This window comes from Paraburkholderia sp. J7 (assembly GCF_905220155.1).
In the GTDB taxonomy this organism is placed as follows: Bacteria; Pseudomonadota; Gammaproteobacteria; order Burkholderiales; family Burkholderiaceae; genus Paraburkholderia.
On sequence record NZ_CAJMYZ010000038.1, the window covers coordinates 47,850 to 53,939 of the forward strand.

Annotated in this window: 5 protein-coding genes; 3 read left to right on the top strand and 2 right to left on the bottom strand. The window is 65.2% G+C overall.

Translation table 11 applies throughout. The features are described 5' to 3' along the window. Together U5A58_RS37730 and U5A58_RS37735 are read right to left on the bottom strand one after the other, a co-directional pair. The gene (locus tag U5A58_RS37730) at positions 1-1,332 is read right to left on the bottom strand and encodes a homoserine dehydrogenase (protein ID WP_321965134.1); all 1,332 of its coding nucleotides are present in this window, start codon (positions 1,330-1,332) and stop codon (positions 1-3) included. Between the two features lie 76 nt (positions 1,333-1,408). Continuing rightward, a complete protein-coding gene (locus tag U5A58_RS37735) occupies positions 1,409-2,647 on the bottom strand; it encodes a pyridoxal phosphate-dependent aminotransferase (protein ID WP_321965135.1) in 1,239 nt (412 codons plus the stop codon). Positions 2,648-3,180: 533 nt separating this feature from the next. Here U5A58_RS37735 and U5A58_RS37740 point away from each other — a divergent pair. From U5A58_RS37740 to U5A58_RS37750, 3 genes are all read left to right on the top strand, one after another. Continuing rightward, positions 3,181-3,555: an Mth938-like domain-containing protein gene (locus U5A58_RS37740; RefSeq protein ID WP_321917233.1), complete on the top strand. Its 375-nt coding sequence runs from the start codon at positions 3,181-3,183 to the stop codon at positions 3,553-3,555. A gap of 160 nt (positions 3,556-3,715) precedes the next feature. After that, entirely contained in the window at positions 3,716-5,407 is a 1,692-nt protein-coding gene (locus U5A58_RS37745) for a glycosyltransferase family 39 protein (protein WP_321965136.1), read from the top strand. Between the two features lie 137 nt (positions 5,408-5,544). Further along, positions 5,545-5,916, top strand: coding sequence for an SMR family transporter (locus U5A58_RS37750; RefSeq protein WP_158757904.1), 372 nt, complete (start codon positions 5,545-5,547; stop codon positions 5,914-5,916). Positions 5,917-6,090: the final 174 nt, after the last annotated feature.

The following is a 6,090-nucleotide window of genomic DNA, read 5'->3' on the forward strand; positions in this document are numbered from 1 at the left end:
TTAGTTCAGTCCTTCCATACGCAGCTTCGTGACCGGCGACTTTACCGTCGCGAGCGTTTCGATCTGCGCGATCGCCGCGTTGACGTTCTTCTCGACCGTCTCGTGCGTGATCAGGATGATGTCGGTTTCCGCCTTGCCCTGCGCGTCGACCTGCTCCGCTTCCTTCTGCAGCAGCGCATCGATCGAGATGCCGCTGTCGGCCAGGATACGCGTGATGGCTGCCATCACGCCGGTCTGGTCGGCCACGCGCAGGCGCAGGTAATAGCCGCTCGTGACTTCGTCGATCGGCAGGATCGGCGTGTTCGAGAGGCTGTCCGGCTGGAACGCCAGATGCGGCACGCGGTGCTCCGGGTCGGCCGTGTGCAGACGCGTGACGTCCACGAGATCGGCGACCACGGCCGAGGCCGTCGGCTCTGCGCCCGCACCCTTGCCGTAGTACAGCGTCGTCCCCACGGCGTCGCCATGCACGACCACGGCGTTCATCGCGCCTTCCACGTTCGCGAGCAGGCGCTTGGCCGGAATCAGCGTGGGATGCGTGCGCAGCTCGATGCCGCGCTCGGTGCGGCGCGCAATGCCGAGCAGCTTGATGCGATAGCCCAGTTCTTCCGCGTACTTGATGTCGATGGCGTCGAGCTTGCTGATGCCTTCCACGTAAGCCTTGTCGAACTGCACCGGCACGCCGAACGCGATCGCGCTCATGATCGTGGCCTTGTGGGCGGCGTCCACGCCTTCGATGTCGAAGGTCGGATCGGCTTCGGCGTAGCCCAGTTCCTGCGCGGCCTTCAGTGCGGTCGCGAAGTCGAGCCCGCGCTCGCGCATTTCCGAGAGGATGTAGTTCGTCGTGCCGTTGATGATGCCGGCGATGTACTGGATGCGGTTGGCCGTGAGGCCTTCGCGCAGCGCCTTGATGATGGGGATGCCGCCCGCCACCGCCGCCTCGAACGCGACCATCACGCCCTTGGTGCGCGCCGCTTCGAAGATCTCGGTGCCATGCACCGCCAGCAGCGCCTTGTTCGCCGTGACCACGTGCTTGCCGCTAGCGATCGCGCGCAGCACGAGATCCTTGGCGAGCGTCGTGCCGCCGATCATTTCGGCGATGATCGAAATCGAGGGGTCGTCGACCACGGCATTGAAGTCGGTTGTCAGATCGACTGTGCCGGCTTCATTGCCGAGCGCCGCCGTGGCCTTGGCCGGGTTGCGCACGGCAATGCGCGCCACCTCGATACCGCGGCCCGCGCGGCGTTTGATTTCTTCCTGGTTGCGGCGCAGTACCGTGAAGGTGCCGCTGCCCACCGTGCCGAAGCCCAAGAGACCTACTTTGATCGGTTCCATGCAGCGTGTGTTCGTCTAGATATGTGAAAGGGAATGCGTTTTCGCGTGTGGCCCGGTGACCCAGCCCGTGACCGGATCAGGTGCCGTGCCGGTGACGATAACCGTCGAGGAAGCGCGCAATGCGGTTGATCGAATCGGTCAGGTCGTCGACGTTCGGCAGGAACACCACGCGGAAGTGGTCCGGCTGCTTCCAGTTGAAGCCCGTGCCCTGCACGAGCAGCACGCGCTCCTGCAACAGCAGATCGAGGATGAACTGCTGGTCGTTCTCGATCGGATAGAGCTTCGGGTCGAGGCGCGGGAACATGTAGAGCGCCGCCTCGGGTTTCACGCAGGTCACGCCCGGAATGGCCGTGAGCATGTTGTACGCCAGCTCGCGCTGACGATAGAGGCGCCCGCCCGGCTGGATCAGCTCGTTGATGCTCTGATAGCCGCCCAGCGCCGTCTGGATCGCGTACTGGCCCGGCACGTTCGCGCACAGGCGCATCGAAGCGAGAATGCCGAGGCCTTCCGTGTAGTCCTTCGAGCGGCGGCGGTTTTCGCCCGTCATGCCCGAGAGGAACATCCAGCCCGCGCGGTAGCCGCACGCGCGATAGCTTTTGGAGAGGCTGTTGAGCGTGACCGTGATCACGTCTTCCGAGAGCGAGCCGAGCGCGGTGTGCGTCTTGCCGTCGTAGATGATCTTGTCGTAGACCTCGTCGGCGAACAGGATCAGGCCGTACTCGCGTGCGATCGTCACAAGCCCGCGCAGCAGGTCGTCCGAATAGAGCGCGCCGGTCGGGTTGTTCGGGTTGATCACGACGAGCGCGCGCGTGTTCGGCGTGATCTTCGCGCGAATGTCGTCGAGGTCGGGCATCCACGCGTTCGACTCGTCGCAGATGTAATGCACGGGCGTGCCGCCCGACAGGCTCACCGCCGCCGTCCAGAGCGGATAGTCGGGCGCGGGCAGCAGTACTTCGTCGCCGTCGTTCAGCAGCGCCTGCATGGCCATCACGATCAGTTCGGACGCGCCGTTGCCGATGTAGATGTCGTCGAGCTCGACGCCCTTGACGCCCTTTTGCTGCGCGTAGTGCATGATCGCCTTGCGCGCGGCGAAGACGCCCTTTGAATCCGAATACCCCGAGGAGCCCGGCAGGTTCAGGATCATGTCCTGAATGACCTCGTCGGGCGCGTCGAAACCGAACGGCGCGAGATTGCCGATGTTCAGCTTGATGATGCGATGGCCTTCTTCTTCGAGGCGCTTCGCGTGCTCGAGCACCGGCCCGCGGATGTCGTAGCAAACGTTCTGCAGCTTGTTGGATTTGAGAATCGGTTTCACGGCGGGCTGTCGGTCAGAAAATCGGTCAAAGAATCAGTCAGGGCGTCGGAGACGAGTCAGACGCGGTAAAAGGGCTGGAACAGGCTGAAATGCCGTCGACCGGCCGGCGGATGGCGCCCTGGCGGACAAGACATACAAGGGAGCCGGAGGCGCGCCCCCGGCGGGACAAAAGCCGTGCACGATTGCGAGGAAGCGCCTCGCGCACTCGCAACGCCACGCAAAGCGTCCGTTGAGATCACCTCAGACCGCCCCGGCAGCTTGTGGCTGCCCTTGTCCGATGCGCGGATGGCGCGCGTAGCGGTTGCCGGCGCGGGCTCCCCCGCTCACCGCCGCAGCGGCGGCTAAAAAGTTATAATTTAGCGGATTTTGACCAACTTCCGCAATGCGCAATCGGCCAGGAGGCGGGTCGCGAAACGGGCGACGGCGGGCTATACGGCGCGGGCGACAAGGCGGTTCGCGCCGAGACCGGCGCCGGCACAGGATAGGCGCCCCTCGCTCGCGCACCCGGCCTGCCCTTATCCCGGAACCCCGTTTTGAAACTACACCAGGACTCCAGTGCCGCGCTGAACACCGTGACCGGTTACGGCGCCGACTACGTCGAAGTGAACCTCGAACGCCACGCGGGCAGCATCATCGTGATGCCCGAATCGCCGGTCACGCCCTGGCCGGTGCACGCGTTCGACGCCCTCACGCCCGAACTCTTCGAGATGCTTCTGCCGCTGAACCCCGAGGTGGTGGTGTTCGGCAGCGGCGAGCGGCTGCGTTTTCCGCACCCGCGCCTGACCGCGGCGCTCGCCGCGAAACGCATTGGCGTCGAGGCGATGGATTTCAAGGCAGCTTGCCGCACCTACAACATCCTCATGGCCGAAGGCCGCCGCGTGGCGGCCGCGCTTCTGATCGAAAGCTGACGCGCCTTAAGCTTGCCTTCAGGTCGCCGAACGGCGGCGTAGTACACTTGCGCGCCGCGTGCGAAGCGCGCGCGCCGGGCGTGGCGCAGGTGCCGCGCGTGCCTGGCGCGCACGCCCGCACCCCGACCGCAACGACTGCAACAAGAACAGGCTGAAACCCATGAACGATACGCCATCGAGGCTACCGCTCAACCGCAGCGCGATCCTGCTCCTGATCCTCGCCCTCGCCGTGATCTGGTTCCTGCCGCTCGGCTGGCGCCACCTGCTGCCGAGCGACGAAGGCCGTTACGCCGAAATGGCGCGCGAGATGCTCGCGACCGGCGACTGGATCACGCCGCGCTACAACGACTACAAGTACTTCGAGAAGCCGCCGCTGCAAACCTGGATGAACGCGCTCACGTTCGCGTGGTTCGGCATCGGCGAGTGGCAGGCGCGCCTCTACACGGCGCTCACCGGCTTCGCCGGCGTGCTGCTGATCGGCTTCACCGGCGCGCGCGTGTTCAACGCCGCCACGGGCTTCTTCGCCGCGGTCGTGCTCGCCTGCGCGCCGTACTGGAACCTGATGGGCCACTTCAACACGCTCGACATGGGCCTGTCGTTCTGGATGCAGCTCACGCTGTGCGCGCTGCTGCTCGCGCAGCGCCCGAACCTGCCCAAAAACCACGCACGTCTGTGGATGTGGGTGTGCTGGGCGGCCATGGCGATGGCGGTGCTCTCCAAGGGCCTCGTCGGCCTGATCCTGCCGGGCGCGGTGCTCGTGCTCTATACGGCGATTTCGCGCGACTGGGCGCTCTGGAAGCGTCTGTATCTCGTGAGCGGCCTGATCGTGTTCTTCGCGATCGTTGCGCCGTGGTTCATCCTCGTGCAGCAGCGCAATCCCGAGTTCTTCAACTTCTTCTTCATCGTCCAGCAGTTCCAGCGCTACCTCACCCCCGCGCAGAACCGTCCCGGCCCGTTCTACTATTTCGTGCCGGTCATGCTGGTGGGCTTCATGCCGTGGCTTTCGGTGAGCGTTCAGAGTGTGCGCCATGCGCTGCGCGCGCCGCGCCAGCCCAACGGTTTCTCGCCCGTCGTGCTGATGCTCGTGTGGACGGTGTTCATTTTCCTGTTCTTCAGCGCCTCGCACTCGAAGCTCGTCTCCTACGTCCTGCCGATCGCGCCGCCTGTTGCGCTCATCATCGGCATGTACCTGCCGGTCATGACGCGCGCGCAGTGGAACAAGCACCTTGCGGGCTACGCGCTTCTCGCCGTCGTGCTGATGGGGGGCTCGTTCGTGCTCACGCATCTTGGCGACGCGCGCAACCCCAATGCGCTCTACCGCGAGTTCCAGGTGTGGGTGTTCGCCGCCGCGGCGGTGGCCTTCGTCGTGACGATGGTCGGCCTGCGGCTGAACCGCGCGAAGCGGACGCCCGAAACCGGCGCGCGCGCGCCGGCGCTCGCGCTCGGCACGGCCTGGCTGCTGCTCGCGACCATCGCGGGCACGGGCCACGATGTGTTCGGCACGTTGAGCTCCGGCGCACCGCTCGCACCCGCGGTGCGCGCCGCCATTGCGAAGCTGCCGCCCGACACGCCCTTCTACTCCGTGGGCGTACTCGACCACACCATGCCCTTCTACGTGCGCCACACGATGACGATGGTCGAGGTCACCGACGAGCTTGCCTTCGGCATCTCCGAGGAACCGCAAAAATGGGTGCCGACCATCGCCGACTGGGAAGCGCGCTGGAAAGCCGACCGCTACGCGCTCGCGCTGATTCCGGAGAAGCGCTACGAAGAACTGGCTGCGCAGGGCCTGCCCATGCAGGTGATCGCCCGCGACGCACGGCGCGTGATCGTCGAGAAGCCGCAATCCTGAGCGCTTTCTGGCACCTCCCTGGCACCTTCCTGGCCCCGATTGACGCATGCGCGATAATCGGGCTGGCCGCGCGGTTGCGGCCAGCTCACGCCGGCCTTCCCGTCGCAACCCGATAACCCGTTGAATCACCCTTTTCGATGAATCCGATTTCCCTGATCTGCATCCTCGCCGGCGTCGGCCTGAACGCGTGCGCGCAACTGTTGCTGAAAGCGGGTGTCAATGCCGTTGGACACTTCGAATTCAGCCGTGCGAACATCTTGCCCATTGGCCTGAAGCTCGCGACGCAAGTGCCGATTCTCGGCGGCCTCACGTGCTACGTGTTCAGCGTAGTCGTGTGGATCGTCGGGCTCTCGCGCGTGGATGTCTCGATCGCCTACCCGATGCTCTCGCTCGGCTACGTGGTCAACGCGTTCGCGGCGTGGTATCTGTTCGGCGAGGTGATGAGCGTGCAGCGGCTCGTCGGCATCGGCATCATCCTGATCGGCGTGTTCGTGCTCGCGCGCAGCTAAGGCGCCGCAGCGCCCACGACTCCGGCGCGCGTTGCGAGAGCGCTTGCAGCGCAGCCTGTTGCGCCCATATAAGTATTTCGTAAGATGCGCCGCGGCGGCCTTGCTGCCCGGCCCCACTTTCTGACGAGCAAAGAGCAAAGCACTCATGACCCAGTCTTCTCCGCAGTCGACCGT

Bases quoted from the DNA above. Each gene is read 5' to 3' on its own strand.
- U5A58_RS37730 (WP_321965134.1), bottom strand. From the start codon at position 1,332: ATGGAACCGATCAAAGTAGGTCTCTTGGGCTTCGGCACGGTGGGCAGC.
- U5A58_RS37745 (WP_321965136.1), top strand. From the start codon at position 3,716: ATGAACGATACGCCATCGAGGCTACCGCTCAACCGCAGCGCGATCCTG.
- U5A58_RS37750 (WP_158757904.1), top strand. From the start codon at position 5,545: ATGAATCCGATTTCCCTGATCTGCATCCTCGCCGGCGTCGGCCTGAAC.